12 protein-coding genes are annotated in these 17,551 nt (G+C 38.3%); 6 read left to right on the plus strand and 6 right to left on the minus strand.

The features are described 5' to 3' along the window. Nucleotides 1-15 precede the first annotated feature (15 nt). Nucleotides 16-1,515: an FGGY family carbohydrate kinase gene (locus P8O16_RS18960; protein WP_300317477.1), complete on the minus strand. Its 1,500-nt coding sequence runs from the start codon at nucleotides 1,513-1,515 to the stop codon at nucleotides 16-18. Nucleotides 1,516-1,526: 11 nt separating this feature from the next. Then, nucleotides 1,527-3,170 (minus strand): sodium/sugar symporter, encoded by a 1,644-nt coding sequence (locus P8O16_RS18965; protein WP_300317479.1) that lies wholly within the window; start codon nucleotides 3,168-3,170, stop codon nucleotides 1,527-1,529. A gap of 549 nt (nucleotides 3,171-3,719) precedes the next feature. On the opposite strand from P8O16_RS18965, the gene sdaAB reads away from it, so the two are divergent. From sdaAB to P8O16_RS18980, 3 genes are read left to right on the plus strand one after another with little or no spacing between them, the layout of a single operon-like run. Next, entirely contained in the window at nucleotides 3,720-4,397 is a 678-nt protein-coding gene (sdaAB, locus tag P8O16_RS18970) for an L-serine ammonia-lyase, iron-sulfur-dependent subunit beta (RefSeq protein WP_300317482.1), read from the plus strand. A gap of 8 nt (nucleotides 4,398-4,405) precedes the next feature. Beyond that, nucleotides 4,406-5,749: a TolC family protein gene (locus tag P8O16_RS18975; protein ID WP_300317485.1), complete on the plus strand. Its 1,344-nt coding sequence runs from the start codon at nucleotides 4,406-4,408 to the stop codon at nucleotides 5,747-5,749. A 3-nt stretch (nucleotides 5,750-5,752) separates the two neighbouring features. Next, nucleotides 5,753-7,069: an efflux RND transporter periplasmic adaptor subunit gene (locus P8O16_RS18980; RefSeq protein ID WP_300317487.1), complete on the plus strand. Its 1,317-nt coding sequence runs from the start codon at nucleotides 5,753-5,755 to the stop codon at nucleotides 7,067-7,069. 53 nt (nucleotides 7,070-7,122) lie between these two features. On the opposite strand, the gene P8O16_RS18985 is transcribed toward P8O16_RS18980, so the two are convergent. Genes P8O16_RS18985 through P8O16_RS18995 form a run of 3 tightly spaced genes read right to left on the minus strand, consistent with a single transcriptional unit; the run spans nucleotide 7,123 to nucleotide 10,487 of the window. Beyond that, nucleotides 7,123-7,701: a Maf family nucleotide pyrophosphatase gene (locus P8O16_RS18985; protein ID WP_300317488.1), complete on the minus strand. Its 579-nt coding sequence runs from the start codon at nucleotides 7,699-7,701 to the stop codon at nucleotides 7,123-7,125. Then, nucleotides 7,691-8,989 carry a DUF1015 domain-containing protein gene (locus tag P8O16_RS18990; RefSeq protein ID WP_300317490.1) on the minus strand — a complete coding sequence of 433 codons (1,299 nt, stop codon included), beginning with the start codon at nucleotides 8,987-8,989 and terminating at the stop codon, nucleotides 7,691-7,693. The genes P8O16_RS18985 and P8O16_RS18990 overlap by 11 nt, the downstream gene beginning before the upstream one ends. 1 nt (nucleotide 8,990) lies before the next feature. Next, nucleotides 8,991-10,487 (minus strand): acetyl/propionyl/methylcrotonyl-CoA carboxylase subunit alpha, encoded by a 1,497-nt coding sequence (locus P8O16_RS18995; RefSeq protein WP_300317493.1) that lies wholly within the window; start codon nucleotides 10,485-10,487, stop codon nucleotides 8,991-8,993. A gap of 177 nt (nucleotides 10,488-10,664) precedes the next feature. Between P8O16_RS18995 and P8O16_RS19000 the strand changes: the two genes are divergently transcribed. Together P8O16_RS19000 and P8O16_RS19005 are read left to right on the plus strand one after the other, a co-directional pair. After that, nucleotides 10,665-11,915 (plus strand): aminotransferase class I/II-fold pyridoxal phosphate-dependent enzyme, encoded by a 1,251-nt coding sequence (locus P8O16_RS19000; protein ID WP_300317496.1) that lies wholly within the window; start codon nucleotides 10,665-10,667, stop codon nucleotides 11,913-11,915. A gap of 102 nt (nucleotides 11,916-12,017) precedes the next feature. Continuing rightward, nucleotides 12,018-12,194, plus strand: coding sequence for a histone H1 (locus tag P8O16_RS19005; protein WP_300317499.1), 177 nt, complete (start codon nucleotides 12,018-12,020; stop codon nucleotides 12,192-12,194). A gap of 62 nt (nucleotides 12,195-12,256) precedes the next feature. Here P8O16_RS19005 and P8O16_RS19010 read toward each other — a convergent pair whose 3' ends face one another. After that, a complete protein-coding gene (locus P8O16_RS19010; RefSeq protein WP_300317502.1) occupies nucleotides 12,257-14,098 on the minus strand; it encodes a M1 family metallopeptidase in 1,842 nt (613 codons plus the stop codon). A gap of 166 nt (nucleotides 14,099-14,264) precedes the next feature. Between P8O16_RS19010 and P8O16_RS19015 the strand changes: the two genes are divergently transcribed. After that, nucleotides 14,265-17,399 carry a hypothetical protein gene (locus tag P8O16_RS19015; RefSeq protein WP_300317505.1) on the plus strand — a complete coding sequence of 1,045 codons (3,135 nt, stop codon included), beginning with the start codon at nucleotides 14,265-14,267 and terminating at the stop codon, nucleotides 17,397-17,399. Nucleotides 17,400-17,551: the final 152 nt, after the last annotated feature.

A 17,551-nucleotide genomic window follows, 5' to 3' on the forward strand; every position in this document is an offset into this window, starting at 1 on the left:
AGGTTTTATTACTTCTTAATTTAAATTTTTGATTGACTCAAGTTTGTTTTTCCAATTTTGATATACTTCTTCGTAAACATCCAAGAAACTGGCATTAGGCTCTACCGTTTCCAATAATTCCAATCCATGGAATGCTTCATTTTCTGAAGCATAAATCCCTGCTCCAATTCCAGCTCCCCTTGCAGCTCCCTGAGCGCCATCAGTATCATATAGTTCTAAAACCACATTATTCATATGAACAAAGGTCTTTCTAAATAAAGGACTTAGGAACATATTTGCATGACCAGCTTTTACTGTTTTCAGATTCATTCCCATGTCCTGCATAATTCTGAATCCATAAGTCAAAGCTGAAACAATCCCCTCTTGAGCTGCTCTGATTACATGATTTTTATTATGCGTCAAAAGATCCAATCCCAACAAGTGCGATCCAATATTTTGATTTTGTAGGATACGTTCTGCACCATTTCCAAAAGGAATAAATACTAACCCATCCGAACCAATTGGGGCTTGGGAAGCTAACATATTCATTTCAGGGTATCCGATCTTATGTCCTCCCAAGAGTTTATTTAACCAGCTATTTAAAATACCTGTTCCGTTCACACAAAGTAGAACTCCATAGGATGGTTTTTCTTTCGTGTGATTCACATGTACAAATGTATTTACCCGCGATTGTGGATCGTATAATGGCTCGTCACAAACACCATATACAGTACCGGAAGTTCCAGCAGTTGTGGCAAGTTCCCCCGGCTTCAACACTTGAAGTGAAAATGCATTATTAGGCTGATCACCAGCACGATATGTAACAGGAACTCCCACTTCTATTCCTGTAGCCTCACTTGCTGAAGCTGTAACTCCACCTTGAATGGAAAAAGAAGGAACTACCTTAGGAATCCAACTCTCATCTATCTGATAGTTTTTTAGAACTTGAGTACTTATTCCATTTTCTTTAAAATCCCAAAAAACTCCCTCAGAAAGTCCTGTCTCAGAAGTCAAAATCTCTCCTGTCAACATCATAGCGATATAATCCCCCGGGAGCATAATTTTATGAATTTTAGCAGCTAGTTCAGGTTGATTTTCAATCACCCATCTAAGTTTGGACGCTGTAAAATTTCCAGGAGAATTTAACAGATGGCTTAAGCAATATTCTTCCCCCAAATCAGAAAATGCTTTTTCGCCAATCTCAACGGCCCTACTGTCACACCAAATGATAGATGGTCTTAGTACGTTCTTATTTTTGTCAACAACCACTAAACCATGCATTTGGTATGCTATTCCAATTCCTTTAAGTTCTCCACTTTTTACTTCAGCTTGAGAAAGTACAAATTTGGAAGCTTGCTTTACGTATTTCCACCAAGTTGCAGGGTCTTGTTCGGCCCATCCTTTTTCTGGCGAATTAATAATCATCTCCTTTTCCGGAAATGCTTTTGAACAAATAGATTTACCAGATTTTGAATCCAGTAGAGAAGCCTTTATTGAAGAACTTCCTATATCGATGCCTAACAGTAATTTTCGCATGCCTTCCTATTTTACCAGAATACGATATAAAGTGCAGCGATAATCCCAGAGATTATGAAGGCTCCAATTTTGAATCCTGTACTTGTTTTAAACAAGTCACTATTGATTTCTATGCTATTTGGATGATCTTTTCCTTTGCCTTCATATAAACTTATAGCAATCATCAAAGCAGCTAATATTAAGAACACCACTCCCATTCGATCGATAAACGGAAGATCAGGGAAAGCGATTTTTAAAACTACTGACAGAGGAATACTTAAAGCTGCGCCTACTAATGCGGCGTTGGAAGTAGTCTTTTTCCAAAATACTCCAAAGAAGAAAATTGCAAATACACCCGGGCTAATAAATCCAGTATATTCTTGAATAAATTGGAATGCTTGATCTAGCTGTCCCAAAGCAGGAGCTACTATAGCAGCTACCAAAAAAGCTACGGCAGCCGTGATCCTTCCTACTTTCACCTGCTTGCTCTCACTAGCATCTTGACCAAAATATTTCTTATAAATATCCATAGTGAAGATAGTCGAAGTACTATTAGCCATTGAAGCCAATGAAGACACGATTGCTGCAGTTAATGCTGCAAATGCTAAACCTTTCAAACCTACTGGCAATAATTGTAAAAGTGTTGGATAAGCTCTGTCTGACTTTATCAATCCAGTTGCCGGATCTTTCATAGACTCAATAAAACCTACATCTATTCCATTATTGACAATTACAAATGCTGCGATACCTGGTATAACAACAATCAGTGGCATTAATAATTTTAAGAATCCGGCGAAGATCATTCCTTTTTGTGCCTCATCTAAGCTTTTTGCAGCCAAAGCTCGCTGCGTGATATATTGATTAAAACCCCAATAACTCAAATTGGTAATCCACATACCTCCTACTAAAACAGAAATTCCAGGAAGGTCAAGATAAGCATCTCTTGTTCCACCTTTTCCATCCGGAATCATCATTTCACCTTTGGAAAGAATCATGGAAAAATGCCCTGGTACTTCTCTACGAAGCAAGCCTAAACCTTCCCAAGCATCTCCGCCACCTACCATTTGCAGGGCTATGTAAGTGGTGGCCAATCCACCAGCAATAAGGAAAACCACCTGTACTACATCAGTCCATGCCACCGCCTTTAATCCTCCATAAATCGAATACAACATTGCAAATAGCGCAAGGCCGATAATTCCATAGACTAAAGGAACATCTAATATGGTGTTCAAGCTAAGTGCACCTAGATATAGTACTGAGGTCAAATTCACAAATACATATAAAAGCAACCAGAATATGGCCATGGTAGTACGAACCCTTGTATCATATCGGTCCAGCAAAAAGCCCGGCATAGTGTAAATACCCTTCTTTATATATATGGGTAGGAAAAAGATAGCCACCACCAATAGAGTGGCTGCTGCCATCCATTCATAAGTAGAAATAGCTAAGCCAAGCGCAAAACCAGAGCCCGACATTCCAATAAATTGCTCAGCTGAAATATTGGAGGCAATTAGAGAAGCTCCTACTGCCCACCAAGGCAATGCTTTTGAAGCCAGAAAATAATCAGAAGAGTTTTTGACATGACCTTTTTTTTCTCTGGAGACAAAAAGGCCCATCCCTATAATGAGTAAGCAGTAGCCGATGAAAACGGCTAAATCTAAGGGTTCTAAGAGCATGAATTAGTAAGGTTAAGGTTTGGGTTGAACTTTTGGGTAATTGACTAAACTTAATTGAGTAAACCATTAAAGATAAGATTTTATGCAAACGTCTGCATAAAAAAAAATAGACATTTTGATTTCAAGATACGGGTCCGAATTCAAAGTTTGAAAATAATTTCGAGCACACATTAAATCTGGAAAGACCTAACATATTGAAATACTATCTATTACTAAAAAAAGCAAACCTTATTTGCCGAGAATAAGGCTTTTTAAAATTTTCTTTAAGATCATTTTTTTTTCAATTTAAATTAAGCTTGAAAAATTAAACTAATTGTTTTAGAAACATTTTCCATATTTGAAATGGTAAATGAACGATTGAAGAATTGTTTCGGAATCGCTCAAAAAAGTGTTCGATACCGTTCATTTTAATTAAATGTATCAAAAATATTATGTTGAAATTATTTAAGCATATACCATCTATAGCCTAATTACTACAAAAAATAAGATTTTTAGTAGAAAATGCTGTCAGTCAAATTACCTTAGCATCATAATTGGGTAAAATAACCTATGGCAAATAAAAGTAGTGTTTTTGATATGATTGGACCGGTCATGATTGGACCGTCCTCCTCACACACCGCAGGTGTTGTCCGTATTGCCAGGGCAGCAATCCGAATTTTAGGTGGAATTCCAGATGAGGCATCAATCACATTTTATAACTCTTTTGCCAGAACCTATGAAGGGCATGGAAGTGATCGTGCCATTATAGGAGGATTAATGGATTTTAGAACAGACGATGCTCGAATAAAGGATGCATTGGAAATCGCTAAGGAAAGAGGTTTAATTTACAAGTTTAAATCTATTGGAAACTCTTCTGTTCATCATCCAAATACCATCAAACTCAATCTTAAAAAAGGGGATCGAATCATTGAAGTTGTGGGAGAAAGCTTAGGTGGCGGAGTGATTAACATTGCTGAAGTGGATGGATTTGTTGCTAATTTTTCAGCACAAAACCATAGTTTAATTATCAAAGCATCTGATGTCGCTGGCGCAATTGCGTTTATTTCAAGTATAATTGCACAAGAAAAAGCAAATATTGCAACCATGTCCGTTTCGAGAAAAGGCAAGAATGATTTAGCTTGCCATGTAATTGAAATGGATTCTGGTATTCAAAAAATAACTCTTGAATACCTTAGATCGATTCCCTGGATCAAAGAATTAATTTACATACCAGATATAGACCTTTAATTCCACACATGAAAAAGTACATTTGGAGTCTTTTTTTAGCTTCAGGTTTTATTTTCCAAATTCAAGCCCAAGATGTTCCGGCAGGTCCTTATGATCTGCAAACAGCGGTTGATATAGCTTTGGAAAATAACCTTACACTAAAACGAAGCGAACTAAACCAACTTAGTAACGAAGCAACAGTAATGCAAAATAAGGGGGCGAGATACCCTACTTTATCTACTGGAGCTAGTACAGGATATCGATGGGGTAGATCCATCAACCCCGTTACTAACCTATTTGAAACAGCAAGAATTGGGAATATAAATCTTTCCGCTAATTCTAATGTCACATTGTTTGCTGGAAGTAGGGTAACAAATACCTTAAACCAGAGTCAGACCAATTTAGAGGCTGGTCTTTACAACATAGAGGCTACAAGAAATAATATTACGCTTAATATTATTAACCTTTTCGTGAATGTAGTTTTCAACCGAGAGCAAGTGAATATTGCAGAAAGCCAACTTGCAACCTCAAAAGAGCAATTAGATCGAACCAAAAAGTTGGTTGAGGCAGGTTCACTCCCACTTTCTGATCAATTAGATTTGCAATCACAAAATGCAACGAATGAATTAGAGGTGATCAACGCAAGAAATAACCTCAGAATATCCAAACTTAATTTGGCTCAAGCGATGCAAATCCCATTTACAGAGGATTTCCAAGTAATTGAGCCCGAATTTGTTATTAATGAAAATCTCATGGCTACAGAAAACCCTGAAGTAATTTATAACACTGCTGTAGAAATAATGCCGGAAATTAAGTTGGCTCAATCAAATGTCGAAAGCGCAGAATATGGGGTTAAAGTTGCAAAAGGAGCATTTCTACCAACACTTGGTTTAGGTGCAAATTTATTTTCCAATTATGTAGACCAGGCTTTTGGAACGGAACGCCCACCTTTTGGGAAACAAATCGAAAACAACTTATCACAATCCGTGAATTTAAATTTAAGTATTCCGATTTTTTCTCAATTCAACAACAAAGCAACTGTACAACGTGCAAGAGTTCAGAAACAAATCAGTGAAGTAGCAGAAATAGAAGCTAAAAACACTTTGAGGCAAGATATTGAAACTGCCTATAACAGTGCACTTTCAGCTCAGCAATCATATGAAGCAAATTTAATTCGATTAGAGGCAGTTCAGGAGTCTTTCCGGATCGCTCAGCAACGATTAGATGCTGGAGCGATTAATTCAGTTGATTTTCAAGTTGCTCAAAACAACCTCTTCAACACTCAGGCAGATTTGCTAAATGCAAAATACACTTACATATTTAGAGTTAAAGTGCTCGATTTCTACCTAGGTAACCCCATTAATCTTAACTAAACCATGGCAAACAAAAAATCAAATAAACTATTGTATTACTTATTTGGTGCAATAGTAGTACTAATTATTTTCGCAGTAATCGCTAGAAAAGCCGGATGGGTAGGTGGAGTAAAGGAGCTAGAAGTTGAAGTATCAAAGGCAGCAAAAACAAAAATTGTTGAAAAAGTGAGTGCTTCTGGTGAGATTCAGCCTGAAGTAGAAGTAAAACTCAGTCCAGATGTGGCTGGTGAAATTATCGAATTAAATATCGAGGAAGGTGACTCCGTAGAAATGGGTAAACTTCTTGTTAAAATTCGCCCTGATAATTTCATTTCTGCTTTGGACAGAACTAAAGCAAACTTGAATCAGCAGCTGGCAAATTTGGCACAGGCCAAAGCAGCACTTCAGCGATCTGAGGCTCAATTCACGCAGGCTGAGTTGAATTTTGAAAGACAGAAAAAGCTATACGAGCAAAAAGTAATATCTGATGCAGACTATGAAACGGCTCAAGCAAGTTACATATCTGCTCAAAAAGATTTGGAAGCTGCTAAGCAAAATGTAGTTGCTTCGGAATTTATTATTAAAAGTTCACAGGCAACAGTTAACGAAGCAGCTGAAAACCTTAGATTAACCAATGTATATTCTCCAGTGAGCGGGATTGTATCGAATCTATTGGTTGAGCAAGGAGAAAGAGTTGTAGGTACACAGCAAATGGCAGGTACTGAAATGCTTACCATTGCTGACCTATCCAAAATGGAAGTAAGAGTTGATGTTAATGAAAATGACATTGTGAGGTTAAGCCTAGGTGATACCACGGTTATCGATGTGGACGCATATGCTTACACCGGTAAAAAATTCATGGGTATTGTAACTTCAATTGCAAATACGGCGAATGCAAAATCATCACCAGATGCAGTGACAGAGTTTAAAGTTAAAATCAGAATTTTAAATAGTTCGTATCAAGACCTAGTGAGTGAAGGCAAGAAGTATCCTTTCAGACCGGGGATGACTGCATCAGTAGAAATTCTGACTACTTCAAAAAACAATGCTTTAGCAGTTCCACTTTCTGCAGTTACTACTCGCGATAACCAATTAGACACTTTGGCTGGTGGAACCACCAAATCAAAAGAACTAGTATTTATATATGATGGCGGTGTTGCAAAATTGAGAGAAATCAAAACTGGAATTTCTGATTTCCAAAACATCGAAGTCCTTGATGGAATTAAAGAAGGAGAAGAAATAATCTCAGGACCTTACTTTATTGTCAGCAAAGAGCTTAAGGATGGTGATAAAGTGAAGATATCAGAAGGAAAAGTTAAGATCGAGGTAAAAGAAGATTAATTACTTCGAGATCCAAAAAAAGCCTTCTCTGTACTTACAGAGAAGGCTTTTTTTTACCATTTTTTTAGCTGTTCATAGATAAGATGGAGGGGAAAACCCATTACATTAAAATAGGACCCTTCTATTTTTGTTACTCCCATAAAACCTATCCATTCTTGAATCCCATAAGCACCAGCCTTATCGAAAGGTTTGTAAACTTTGATATAATGCCAAATTTCATCTTCCTCCAAAAACCGAAAAGTAACTAAGGTCTCATCCTCTATAGTAATCTTTTTAGATTTGCCCCGCAGTGTCACTGCAGTCATTACTTTATGAGTCGCGCCTGAAAGACTTTTCAGCATATCAAATGCTTCTTGCTCCGTCTTTGGCTTACCTAAAACATGATTGTTTTCAAGAACAACCGTATCTGAAGTAATTAAAATTTCATTCTCACCCAACTGATCTCCAAAAGCATCTGATTTCAGCTTAGAGAGATAGGCAGCTACATATTCCGCTTTAAGTTCTGGCGGTATTATTTCATCGACTGGGCTAAGTCTGATTTCAAAATCGACTTCCAAGCCTCTCAACAATTCTTGTCTTCTGGGAGAATTGGAGGCTAATATGATTTTTTTATTCTTTAGGTTATTCAACATAAGCTTGATAATCAAAATGGAATTCAGATTGGTCAATACTGGCGAATAATAAACCTCCGAGTGCTTTTGGATAGAAATAGGTGGATTTTTGGGGCATCACAAAACCCGACTTACAAACTTCCAATACTTGAGCAAGTTCAAGTTCTCTTGTAATAATGGCAAAACTTGCACTTCCAGATTTGACCTCTTGAATACAGCGTGAAAAATTCCGTTCATATACCAGTTGATCTGAATTTCTTTGCTGGTCTGATGAAATCCCAAGGATGCGGGTAAAAACAAGTTCATGTAATACTTCCAAGTCTAACTTCCGAATAGGGTCTGGTAAATGTTGATTAAAGGTTTGATATTTTTCAATTGATAGCTGCAAAAGATAGCTTTCCTCTCCTATTACTAACCCAAAAGACCAAGGCTTATGAAAGGCATACCCTCCTAGTTCTTCTGAATCTCCGAACTTTTTCACTTCAAACCATTCTCTGACCTTAGCCATAAATTCATCCTCAGTCATCTTTAGCCCATAAAATAATCGGTGGGTCGGAAGGATTTTTAAATGATTTCCAGCTGTATTCGTCAAATACATCATATGATAATCAAATCCCTTCCACTTCTCCTCGGGTAAATTTCCTTGCTGAGATTTCCGATAAGCTATTGCGCCTTGTAACCGGTGATGTCCATCTGCTAAAATGATTTTTTTATCCCTTAAGACCTTTAAAAACTTTGAAATAATCTTAGCATCATGAATAACTCCCAACACCTCTCTCACGCCCTGATAATCTTCCAGTTCATAAAGAGGGGAAGCTATTGCGGCATCCATGTGAATCTCTAGGCTTCCCTCCAAATCTTCATATAATCCATGAGTAGGGCTAGCCTGAATTTGACTGCTTTTTAGAAGTTCTATCCGGTCATTTACTGCAGAAACAATCGTATTTTCATGCCTCAAAATGACATTTTCATCCCAGTCATAAGCCTTAATCTGACAGATAAAGCCTTTTCTACAACGCTCCTCTTGTTCTCCTGGCAATCTAAAATATTGGTAATAAACATAGATCCCTGGAAGAAGATCCTGTTTCAAAACCCCTTCTTTTTTCCATTTATTAAGAGTTAATGCAGCTTCTTGAGCTGGATTTGCTCCTTTGGGAACAGATAGATGAATACTATTAAGTGGGTTTTCATATAATAATTTCCGCTGCTTGGCTGATACTACGTCAAATAACGGAGCAGATAATTCTTCTATACCAGAAGCTAATTCATCAGAATATCTCCAGGCTTTTATAGGTAAAATCTCCGCCATATTAATTTAATCTCTTTCTCCAAGCTGACTCACTTACTTCTTCCACACTTGGTTTTGTGACAGACATGTTACTTTCTTTTTGAAGGAACTCAACAGCCAAAGCAGCTAATAATTCAGATTCTTCTGAAGTCAATTCAGAATCCAAAACATCTGGGGTAAAATAACGCTCAACAAATTTCGTGTCAAAATTTCCACTTTTAAATGCTTCATGGCTCAGTGCAAATCTGCAAAAACCAAGTGTATTTTGGATTCCGCTGATCTTATACTCATCAATTGCCCGTATCATCCGATCAATAGCAGAGGCTCTATCCTCAGCATGTGTGATTAATTTTGCAATCATCGGATCGTAATAAATAGGTATAGCCATGCCTTGTTCAAAACCATCATCCACTCTGATCCCAGGTCCTTCAGGTCTTTGATAAGTATGTAAAGTCCCTATATCAGGAAGAAAGTTATTTCTAGGATCTTCTGCATAGACTCTTACTTCTATGGAGTGCCCATGAATTTTGAGATCTTCCTGTGCAAAAGATAGCGGTTTACCCTCTGCGATATAGATCTGTTCACGAACAAGGTCTTTGCCAGTGATCATTTCTGTAACGGGATGCTCTACCTGCAGTCTCGTGTTCATTTCGAGGAAATAAAAATTCAATTGATCATCCACGATAAACTCAACAGTACCTGCCCCATAATAATCACAGGCTTTTGCCACTCCTACGGCAGCATCGCCCATAGCTTTTCGCATTTCCGGAGAAACCACTGCTGATGGAGCTTCCTCAATTACTTTTTGATGTCTTCGCTGAATCGAGCATTCGCGTTCAAAAAGGTAAACCACATTGCCTTGCTGATCACCTAAAATCTGAATCTCAATATGACGAGGTGAGGTTATGAATTTTTCAATGAAAACTGCTCCATCTCCAAATGCGGATTTAGCTTCACTGACCGCTCGCTGCATTTGTGATTCAAATTCTTCTTCATTTTCCACGATTCGCATACCTTTTCCTCCTCCTCCGGCACTGGCCTTAATCAGGATAGGATATCCGATTTCTGAAGCTCTTCTTTTAGCAACTGCGATATCAGAGATCGCCTCTTCTGTTCCAGGAACGAGTGGAATATCATAATGAGAAACTGCTTGTTTGGCAGCAAGTTTACTACCCATGACCTCAATAGATTCAGGAGATGGGCCTACAAAGATGATTCCTGCCTCTTTCACTTTCCTGGCAAAATCAGCATTCTCAGAAAGAAATCCATATCCAGGATGAATGGCATCTACATTTAACTCTTTGGAAAGCAAAATTATTTTTTCTCCTAGCAAATAAGATTCAGATGAAGGAGCCGGGCCAAGACAAATTGCTTCATCTGCAAATTGAACATGAGGTGAGTTACGGTCTGCTTCGCTGTACACAGCCACAGTCCTGATTCCCATCTCTTTTGCAGTACGCATGATTCTTAAGCTTATTTCACCTCTATTAGCAACTAGAAGTTTTTTAATTTTTGACATATCTATAATGTTTATTTGGGTATGCGGTAGGCAGAAAGCGAAATAAAGAAATAATTCTGAGCTTTATAAAGAATCCTTGAATCACCTACCGAATTTTGCTTGGGAGGCATTTAAGTTTTATTTTTGGCGTTTAATGGATTGAACATTAAAAAAACATATCACTAAATAACGAAAGCTTTGGATCTATTTGCAAAATTAAAAACGAACATGGGACCCTTGGGCAAACACTCTGAGTTTGCAGATGGTTATTTCTCTTTCCCAAAATTAGAAGGAGAAATTGCCCCAAGAATGATTTTTCAAGGTAAAGAAGTTCTTACCTGGAGTTTGAATAATTATTTGGGTCTCGCCAATCACCCTGAAGTTCGTAAAGCTGACGCTGATGCTGCTGCAAAATGGGGCGCAGCCTACCCAATGGGCGCTAGAATGATGTCTGGACAAACTAGCTTGCACGAGCAGCTTGAAAATGAGTTAGCTGAGTTTGTAAAGAAAGAAAAAGCCTATTTATTGAATTATGGCTATCAGGGAATCATGTCTGTCATTGACTCGCTACTTGACCGCAAGGATGTAGTCGTTTATGATTCAGAATGTCATGCTTGTATCATAGATGCACTTAGGATGCATATGGGAAAGCGATATGTATTTCCTCATAATGATATCGAAAGTTGCGAAAAGCAATTAGAAAGAGCTACCAAACTGGCCAATGAAACAGGAGGTGGAATTCTAGTAATCACCGAAGGAGTTTTTGGAATGACCGGTGATCAAGGTAAATTGAAGGAAATCGTTGAGCTTAAAAAGAAATTTGAATTTAGACTTTTAATTGATGATGCACACGGATTCGGCACAATGGGGAAAACCGGTGCAGGAACTGACGAAGAGCAAGGTGTCCAAAATCAAGTAGACATCTACTTTTCTACTTTTGCTAAATCAATGGCAAGTATCGGGGCTTTTGTAGCAGGAGATGCAGATTTGATTCTTTATTTGAGATACAATATGCGTTCTCAGATTTTCGCAAAGTCATTGCCAATGCTTTTAGTAGAAGGTGGTTTGAAAAGATTGGAATTATTAAGGTCTCAGCCGGAATTGAAGGATAATCTTTGGAAAATCGTCAATGCACTGCGTAAAGGACTCCACGAAAATGGCTTTAGCACCGGAAAATCAAATTCTCCAGTTACACCGGTAGTTTTGAATGGAACAGTAGGTGAAGCCGCAGCTTTAACAAAAGACCTAAGAGAAAATTATGGGATTTTCTGTTCTGTAGTAATCTATCCAGTAGTACCTAAAGGCATGATTATCTTAAGGTTGATCCCAACTGCGGTACACACTCTGGAAGATGTAAACGAAACTATTCTAGCATTTGCTGCGATCAAAGAAAAGTTGACCAGCGGTTACTATAAAAATTCAGAGCTTGCAATTTCTTTCGGAGAGTAATTTTTTTTTCAAAAAAAATGCCCTCTGGATTGATTTAGCAAGTATTTGACCTATATTGGAAGCAAATAAACTTATCATCAACCTAAAAAAAACACTTTTACTATGAGCAGATTTAGTGAAGTTAGAGACATGATCCTCGGAATGGAGGAAGATTTCGTTAAGTTCTACGAAAAAGGCAACCAAGCTGCAGGAACAAGAGTAAGAAAAGGAATGCAAGACCTAAAAAACATTGCTCAGGACATCCGTAAGGAAGTTCAGGACAAGAAAAACGAAGGTTAATAATCCTCAAATAAAAAAAGGTGACTTTAAAGTCACCTTTTTTTTATGCCTAATCATATCGATTAGAATTCCATTTTATTGTTTTTTCGCTCTAAATCAGCCATTCTCATAGAGGGATCGATTTCAACAGATTTAATCGTTTCTATTTTTTTATTGATCATTACTGATTTAGTATAATTAGTCCATGGCCAGTCTTCTGTTAAAATACGCTCAGGCATTCCTTGCTCATTTCCTTTTTCTCCTCTCATGATCACTAATGGCAAATAAACCTGCTCTGATGATCCATCCTTATACGTGATTATTAAATCAACCGGCATAGGCATCAAACCCAATCGCTCCAAAATAATCTCTGTTTTATCGCCTTGTGGATTTACCGCTTTTACCCCATAATCGATTGTCTTTGTGGAATTCACAAAGTATTCTTTGTACCAATCCAACTCCATTCCACTCTCTTTTTCCATCACACGAATAAAATCATTCACGTTAGGATGTTTGAATTTCCAAGTATCAAAATATTTCAACATCCCCTGATCTCTGACCTCATCACCAATCACGTACCCAAGCTGAGCTAAGAAAGTTGCACCTTTTGAATATGCCGCTGAGCTATATGCAGAATTTGTATGGTAATGATCAGAATGGGTGCTCATAGGTTCTTCCAGACCAGACTTAGCAAGCTTAAAATATCCAGAATAGGATCCAGCCAAAGGATTTTTAGACTCTGAATAAATCGAGCTCATCGCAAGACTTGAAGCATAGCTTGTAAATCCTTCATCCATCCAAGGATAAAGTGATTCATTCGTTCCCAATACCCCGTGAAACCAACTGTGTGCTAATTCATGGACCATCACTCCTACAAGACTTCTGATGCTACGCTCCCCTGTAATAAGCGTGGACATAGCATATTCCATTCCTCCGTCCCCTCCTTGCACTACCGAGAATTGCTTGTAAGGATACTGACCGAAATGCTTTGATAAAAAGTTGATGGCTTTTGGAGTGTATTCTTTGAGTTTTTCCCAATTTTCAGATGTCTTTTCACCTGGAATAAAGAAATGGTGTACGGTAATTCCATTTTCCATCTGCACCTTATCATGTTGGTATTTAGGATCTGCAGCCCACATAAAATCGTGAACCATTGGTGCTTTAAAGTGCCAAGTCAAGGTGTTCCCTTTTGGATTTGGCACTTTCACCCCTGCGTCTTCATAGCCATGACCTATTTCATTTGGGTTTTGTAAGTAACCAGTACCTCCGATTACATAGGACTTATCTAAGGTGATTTTCACATCAAAATCTCCCCAAATCCCATAAAACTCACGACCGATATAGGGATTCGAATGCCATCCTTGTTCGTCATAATTCGCCACTTTTGGATACCATTGAGCCATGGAATATCGTACACCTTCCTCCCCATCGCGACCAGATCTACGAATCTGAATAGGTGTTTGCCCCATAAATTTTGTCTCAAACTTAACCGTAGAATTTGGCTGAATAGGTTCATCTAAGTAAACCACCAAAATTGTTTCCTCTTCTGTGAATTTGACGGGTTTCCCATTCATTTTTAATTCAGTCACATGGAGATAACCAATTTCATCAGGTTTCAATTTGGAGATTCGGTCCCCTACTCTCCGATCAGGATCTGCGATCGTTCGAGATCTTTCGTCCATCATACTTCCGGGTTGGAAAGCATTGTAATACAAGTGAATAAACACCTTATCCAATTCATCCGGTGAATTGTTAGTGTAGGAAATAACCTGCGAACCGGTGTATTGATTTGTTTCAACATTAAGGTCAACGGCTATTTCATAGTTTATCGCCTGTTGAAAACGACCTGTTTGAGCGGTGACTTCTGCTACAAAGAGCAGACAAAGAAAAAGCCCAGTAATAGGCTTAAACAAATTTGAATTCATAGAATAATAATTTTTCCCTAAAGAAAATGAAATTGCCTCCCCCTCCCAAACCATCAATAAAAAACCGGTAAAAATTTGAAATTTTTAAAATCTAGTCCCATTAAAATAATTTCTAGATGTAGTGTAATCAGTTTTTGTTTAATTGAAGCAGAAAAAAATAAAGCCTATGAAAAAAATTTACATTCTCATTTTAGCAACATTCTTAAGCTTCACAGTAAGTGGACAGAAGGTGGATATGGATTTGTTTAAATCCATGAAGACCAGAAATGTAGGTCCTGCAGGCATGAGCGGAAGAATAACCGCAATTGATGCCGTGGATTCAGATCCTACTATCATTTATGCTGGTTCAGCATCAGGTGGACTTTGGAAATCAACTTCAGGTGGAATCACTTGGGAACCCATTTTTGATGAGCAAAAAGTACACTCTATAGGAGCAATTTCTGTTTACCAAAAAAATCCAGATATCATATGGGTAGGAACTGGTGAAGGAAATCCACGAAATTCACTAACCATGGGTGGTGGAGTCTATAGATCTTTGGATGCAGGAAAGACATGGCAGCTCATGGGACTGGAAAAAACCAAAGCTATTCACAGAATAATAGTTCATCCAGATGATTCTAATACGGTCTTTGTTGGAGCGATTGGATCACCTTGGGGTGAGCAAGAAGACAGAGGAGTTTATAAGACAACAGATGGCGGAAAGACTTGGAATAAAATTCTGTACGTAGACGCTAAAACGGGAGTTGGGGAAATGATTATGGATCCAAATAACCCAAATAAGATCTTTGTTAATATGTGGCAACACCGTCGCTACCCTGACTTTTTCGAATCAGGCGGACCTTCTTCAGGTCTCTATTTGACTTATGATGGTGGAGAAAATTGGAAAAAACTTGATGAAAGCAATGGAATTCCAAAAGGCGACTTAGGAAGAATGGGTCTGGCAATCTCAGCGTCAAATAGCAATAAAATATATGCTTTGATTGAGTCTAAAAAGAATGCTCTTTATGTCTCAGAAGATGGAGGAGATAAATTTGAATTGATAAACAGTGGAAGCGATATCGGAGATCGGCCATTTTACTATTTCGAAATTTATGCAGATCCTAAAAATGATAACCGTCTATACACGCTTTATAGTAGAGTTGGAATGAGTGAAGATGGTGGAAAATCCTTCCAACAGCTTCTTCAATATGAAGGAGTTCACCCTGATCACCATGCTTGGTACATCAATCCTTACGATCCAAAACTAATGATTGATGGAAATGATGGAGGATTAAACATCACTAGAGACGGCGGGAAGACTTGGTATTTTGCAGAGAATATCCCTGTAGGACAGTTTTACCATGTGAATGTAGACAATGAACTTCCTTATAATATTTATGGAGGCATGCAGGACAATGGATCCTGGGTTGGACCTTCTTATATCTGGAGAAGAGATGGAATCAGAAATACCTACTGGCAAGAAATTTCCTTTGGAGATGGATTTGATGTGGTCTCCTATCCAGGTGATTCACGATATGGCTATACGATGTCACAAGGTGGTAATGTTTCCCGATTTGATAAGCTTACGGGACATAACAGAACTATCCGACCAACTCACCCAGATAAGGATATCTTTCTGAGATTCAATTGGAACGCAGCTATCGCTCAAGATCCTCATGATATCAATACAATTTATTACGCATCTCAATTTTTGCACAAATCAACAGACCGTGGGGAAACTTGGGAAATAATTTCTCCGGACTTAACCACCAATGACTCTTTAAGACAGCGTCAACAAAAGACTGGAGGATTAACCTTTGATATCACAGGAGCTGAGAATAATACTACCATCGTGGCTATTGCCCCTAGCCCTGTGGATCCAAATGTAATCTGGGTAGGAACTGATGACGGAAATCTGCAGGTGACTAAAGATGGTGGAAAAACATGGACTAATGTAGTTTCTAAGCTTTTAGGACTACCTAAAGGGTCTTGGATTCCTCAAGTACAGGCTTCCCAATACGATGCAAATGAAGCTTGGGTAGTAGCAAATGATTATCGAAATAATGATTTCAGCGCCTATGCGTATCACACTTCTAATCTTGGCGGAAGTTTCACCAGAATAGCTGATGACTCTAAAGTTTGGGGATACACCCTATCCATAAAGCAAGACACAGAAGTTCCGAACCTAGTTTTCTTAGGAACTGAATATGGCTTGTATGTTTCTTTTGACAAAGCAAAAACCTGGAATAAGTGGGAAAGCGGTTATCCAAAAGCAGTTTCCACCTATGATATGACTATTCAAGAGCGGGAGGCTGATCTAGTAATCGGAACCTTCGGAAGATCAATGTGGGTTTTGGATGATATACGTCCTTTGAGGGTTTTTGCACAGAATAATGGTAAACTACCTGAATCTAAAATCACAGCAGTTAGTCCTTCAGATGCTTATCAGGCAGAGATTCAACAGCCTCATGGAGAAAGATTCCCTGCGGATGGAAAGTACGCTGCCGAAAACAGAGAGTTTGGTGGACGTTTAAGTTTCATCATCAATGAAGCTGATACTTCAAAAATGGATACCGTAACGGTTTCGATTTTCAATGAAGCAGGAGAACAAATCAGAACTTTGAAGACTGTGCCTGTCAAAGGAGTAAACCGAATTACCTGGAATCTAGATCGTAAATCAACGGCTGAAATGAGCAACTCTCCACGAAGAGGAGGCAGAAGAAGTGGATTCTTTGAGCCTAGCGGAGGAGATGCACTCCCAGGTACGTACAAGGTGGTTTTTGCATTCCAAGAGGAAAAAGATGAGACTAGTATTAAAGTTTATTCTGATCCAAGGATTAAAGTCAATATGGCCGATTTGAAGGCAAAAGAAGATTTTATGAAGAAATTGGAAGGTCTTACTTCAGAAGTAAGTGCTTCAACAGAAAAGTTGGATAATGCACAAAAAGCAATCGACAAAGTTTTAGCAATGACGAAGGACATCGATACTGAAGATGCAAAAGCACTTAGCAAAGCAGCTAAAGAAGTAAAAAAATCATTGGATAAGACTCGAGAAGCTTTCGATGGCCCAACATTGGAAGGTCAAGGAATTGTAAGAAGTCTTTACCCAACGACTATGACCATGGTGAGTCTACCTCGTAGATATGCCGGTTCATCCTATACTGCACCTGGACCAACAGAAATACGCCTTTTTGAGCAAGCAAGATCCGCTGCAGATGAAGCGATTTCAGAAGTTGAGTTGTTTATGAACGGCGATTGGAAAGCCTTTGAGGAAAAAGTAAAGGCTACTCCGATTGATATTTTTGAGGAAGTGAAAAAGTAAAAATTAGATCTTTAAAAAATTGAAAGCGCTTGGAAAGAGAGTGTTCAGTTAAGTGTGTCTGCTAATTTTACAAATAGATGACAAAGAAACGAACACTTGAAGAATTATTTAGTGATCCTCAGACGAGTGATCGGCTGAAAGAGCGGCTTTAC

The organism is Algoriphagus sp., from assembly GCF_029254265.1.
Lineage (GTDB): Bacteria > Bacteroidota > Bacteroidia > Cytophagales > Cyclobacteriaceae > Algoriphagus.

What these genes read in the sequence shown, in the direction of transcription:
- sdaAB (WP_300317482.1), top strand. Translation starts at nt 3,720, where the DNA reads ATGGCAAATAAAAGTAGTGTTTTTGATATGATTGGACCGGTCATGATT.
- P8O16_RS18960 (WP_300317477.1), bottom strand. Translation starts at nt 1,515, where the DNA reads ATGCGAAAATTACTGTTAGGCATCGATATAGGAAGTTCTTCAATAAAG.
- P8O16_RS18985 (WP_300317488.1), bottom strand. Translation starts at nt 7,701, where the DNA reads ATGTTGAATAACCTAAAGAATAAAAAAATCATATTAGCCTCCAATTCT.
- P8O16_RS18990 (WP_300317490.1), bottom strand. Translation starts at nt 8,989, where the DNA reads ATGGCGGAGATTTTACCTATAAAAGCCTGGAGATATTCTGATGAATTA.
- P8O16_RS19005 (WP_300317499.1), top strand. Translation starts at nt 12,018, where the DNA reads ATGAGCAGATTTAGTGAAGTTAGAGACATGATCCTCGGAATGGAGGAA.
- P8O16_RS18980 (WP_300317487.1), top strand. Translation starts at nt 5,753, where the DNA reads ATGGCAAACAAAAAATCAAATAAACTATTGTATTACTTATTTGGTGCA.
- P8O16_RS18965 (WP_300317479.1), bottom strand. Translation starts at nt 3,170, where the DNA reads ATGCTCTTAGAACCCTTAGATTTAGCCGTTTTCATCGGCTACTGCTTA.
- P8O16_RS19010 (WP_300317502.1), bottom strand. Translation starts at nt 14,098, where the DNA reads ATGAATTCAAATTTGTTTAAGCCTATTACTGGGCTTTTTCTTTGTCTG.
- P8O16_RS19015 (WP_300317505.1), top strand. Translation starts at nt 14,265, where the DNA reads ATGAAAAAAATTTACATTCTCATTTTAGCAACATTCTTAAGCTTCACA.
- P8O16_RS18975 (WP_300317485.1), top strand. Translation starts at nt 4,406, where the DNA reads ATGAAAAAGTACATTTGGAGTCTTTTTTTAGCTTCAGGTTTTATTTTC.
- P8O16_RS18995 (WP_300317493.1), bottom strand. Translation starts at nt 10,487, where the DNA reads ATGTCAAAAATTAAAAAACTTCTAGTTGCTAATAGAGGTGAAATAAGC.